Annotated in this window: 2 protein-coding genes and 1 pseudogene; all 3 read right to left on the bottom strand. The window is 70.4% G+C overall.

Annotated features, from left to right (window positions below; translation table 11 throughout):
• Positions 1 to 205 (bottom strand): annotated as a pseudogene (locus AC1DP0_RS21155) (AAA family ATPase); the annotation flags it as partial.
• 13 nt (positions 206 to 218) lie between these two features.
• A complete protein-coding gene (locus AC1DP0_RS21150) occupies positions 219 to 785 on the bottom strand; it encodes a hypothetical protein (RefSeq protein ID WP_478088407.1) in 567 nt (188 codons plus the stop codon).
• Positions 786 to 922: 137 nt separating this feature from the next.
• The gene (locus tag AC1DP0_RS21145; protein ID WP_478088409.1) at positions 923 to 2191 is read right to left on the bottom strand and encodes a toxic anion resistance protein; all 1269 of its coding nucleotides are present in this window, start codon (positions 2189 to 2191) and stop codon (positions 923 to 925) included.
• Positions 2192 to 2195: the final 4 nt, after the last annotated feature.

Raw genomic sequence — 2195 nt, 5'->3', positions numbered from 1 at the left:
CCTCATTGATGCGGCCGAGCTCGGTCAGGCCGGGTTCGGCGACCCGGGCCCAGTGGGCAGCGGCACCGGGCACCGACTCGGCGAGGGCCGCGGCGACGCGCAGCCCCTCGTCGCGGGCGGCGGCCGGGTCGAGGCCGGCCTCCGCCGCGATGTCGGTGAGCTGCTCCAGGCTCTCGGCCAGTCGGGACTCAGTGGGGCGGCTCATGCATCACTCCGGCTCATTCCGGCGGGGCCAATGGATGGGGCGCGGCGGGGGACGCCGCGGGCACGCCGGGCGGGTCCGGAAAGCCTCCCGCTGCACCGGTCGCGGGAGGCGGGGAGACCGGGACCGGGTCGGGCCCGAGCCCGAGAGCGCCACCGGCCGAGGCCTGGCCGAACTTCTGCTCGAGGAACGCCCCGTGCACGATGATCGCCTCCGCGTCGGCACGGCATACGGCGTCGTAGACCTTGTCCATCGTCGTGCCGAGCAGGTCGAGCTGGTCGACGAGGAGCATGACCGAGCTCTTGCCCGCCACGATGGGACGGGTGTCGGCCCAGTCGCGCGGGAGGCGAAGGTAGTTGCCGATGGCCACCGGGAGGTAGTCGGTGGCCGTGGCCATCACGCTGTAGCCCTGGCTGCTGCCGAGACCGAGGTTGGCCAGGCGCGGCAGCGTCTGACGGACGATGCGCGTGACGCGGAGCAGGCGGGAGAGCACGACGCCGGGCACGCGGCCCTCACGGGCCTGCAGCTCGATGGCGTCGAGCGCCCCGAGCAGCTGCTCGGTGGTCGGTGGTCCCGAGCGCACCGGCTCAGGTGCCTCGGGCCTGTCCAACCCGAACCACGACCGGATTCCCACTGCGTTGTTCCCCTCTGGTGTTCGCGCGACCGGCGCTCGACCGGTCACGCACCTCCTGCTTCACGGCTCTCGGACCTCGGCGGCGCTCACCGACCCGAGCCGAGGTCGAGCAGTCCGGGTGCGGAGTTCTCGGCGCGGCGGGCGTCCTGCTTCGAGACCCGGTCGAGGTAGGACCGCGACTTGGCGACCTCGGTCTCGAGCGTCCCGATCGTCGCGGCCATGTTGTCGAGCGCGCGGACCTTGAACTGGTCGATGGTGTCCATCGTCTCGTAGATGTTGGCGAACGCCTTCTGCAGCGACTCGATCGAGAGCGTCGAGCTGGCCGACTGCTCCTGGATGCGGGCCGAGTTCTGCTTGAGGGCCTCGGACGTGCGCTCGATGATGCTCGAGGTGGTCGTGTTGAGCGCCGTGATCTGGTCGAGCACGAGCTGCTGGTTGTTGAGGGCCTGGGACACGATGACCGCGGTGCGCAGCGCCGAGACCGTCGTCGTGGTCGCCCGGTCGACGCCCTTGATCAGCTCGATGTTGTTCTTGATGATGATGTCGATCGCGAGGTAGTTCTGGATCGACACGGCGAGCTGGGTCAGCAGGTCCTGGTGCTTCTGGCGGACGTAGAAGAGGACGTCCTCGCGCAGCGCCTTGGCCTTCTCCGGGTCGGTGGCCTCGAGGGTGGCGACCTGCGCGGCCAGCCGGGCGTCGAGGCGCTCGGCGACGTAGACGTACTGGTTGAGCCGGCCCATCGACTCCCAGAGGTTCTTCTTCTCGAGGTTGAGGGCGACGTTGTCCTTGACGAGCTCGTCCTGGCCGGACTGGAGCGAGTGGAGGATGCCGTTGAGGTGGCTCTGTGCCGACTGGTACTTGCGGAAGTAGTCGTTGACCCGGTCGCCCATCGGGATCATGCCGAGGAACTTCTTGGCGCCGGCGGCCTGGCCGGGGTCGAGGTCCTCGACGGTGCGGCGCAGGTCGAGCAGGGTCCTGCCGACCTTGGAGGTGCCGGACAGGCCGCCCTCGTTGAGCGCCTTGACCGGCATCTGCAGCATGCGGTTGCTGCTCTCGGCGGCGAAGCGCACCTCGTCGTTGCCCATGCTGCGCACGTCGGCGGCCTTGGTCTCCCACTCGGGGGAGCGGGCCGCGGCCTTCATCAGCGAGTCGAGGTAGGTGTCGACCTTGGCGTCGAGACCGGGCAGGGCTGCCTCGGGCACCGCGGGAGCCATCTTCGGGGCGGAGGTCTCGGCCACCGGGGCGGTCGGCGCGGGAGCGGTGAGGATGAACGCCTCGCCGGGCGGCGGCTCGAGGGGGGCGACCTGCGCGGATGCGCCTGCGGTGGCCTGCTGGGCTGCGGGCTGGTCAGTCATGTGG

This window comes from Terrabacter sp. P5_B1, assembly GCF_056400505.1.
The sequence above is the reverse complement of the archived record's forward strand: the minus strand, read 5'-3'. Positions and strand labels throughout refer to the sequence as shown.